General features: G+C 39.8%; 2 tRNA genes and 1 rRNA gene. All 3 read left to right on the top strand.

Annotated features, from left to right (window positions below):
* Window positions 1-93 (top strand): 16S ribosomal RNA (locus tag JIG37_RS03655); the annotation flags it as partial.
* A gap of 76 nt (window positions 94-169) precedes the next feature.
* A tRNA-Ile gene (locus JIG37_RS03650) sits at window positions 170-246 on the top strand.
* Between the two features lie 111 nt (window positions 247-357).
* Window positions 358-433 (top strand) — tRNA-Ala (locus tag JIG37_RS03645).
* Window positions 434-661 lie beyond the last annotated feature (228 nt).

Raw genomic sequence — 661 nt, 5'->3', positions numbered from 1 at the left:
TTCGGGAGGACGTTCACCACGGAGTGATTCATGACTGGGGTGAAGTCGTAACAAGGTAGCCCTAGGGGAACCTGGGGCTGGATCACCTCCTTATACGATTTAGAACTTATTTGTTCGTAGTGTCCACACAGATGATTGTTAATTGTAAAGAGAACAACACTTATTGTTTGGGTCTGTAGCTCAGTTGGTTAGAGCGCACCCCTGATAAGGGTGAGGTCGGTAGTTCAAATCTACTCAGACCCACCACTTCTTCTTGATACTGCGTTGTAAGCTTCGTCGTTTAGTGAACTAAACGTCCTCAACTTACGCCTTGTCTCAATCGAAGTGGCTAATAAAACAGTAAGTACCAGCATATGTGGGGCTATAGCTCAGCTGGGAGAGCGCCTGCCTTGCACGCAGGAGGTCAGCAGTTCGATCCTGCTTAGCTCCACCACTTTTACTCCTTAAAAATAAACATTCTTAATCAGGTAATAAACTGCTTGAGAATAGAGTGTGTTTAATTTTGAGATGTTTATTCTCTTGCTCTTTAAAAATTTGGAAAGCTGATATTAAAATTCTTATAGATATTCGTATCTATAAAGAGTTTTCAAAAGTAAAAATATGCCATTAATTGAAAGATTAATTGGTATCTACTTTAGTATTCTCATCATTATTTGATGAA

It is taken from the genome of Pseudoalteromonas sp. bablab_jr010 (assembly GCF_016464105.1).
GTDB classification, from domain to species: domain Bacteria; phylum Pseudomonadota; class Gammaproteobacteria; order Enterobacterales; family Alteromonadaceae; genus Pseudoalteromonas; species Pseudoalteromonas simplex.
Note: the sequence above shows the minus strand (reverse complement) of the source record. Positions and strands in the feature narration are given on the sequence as shown.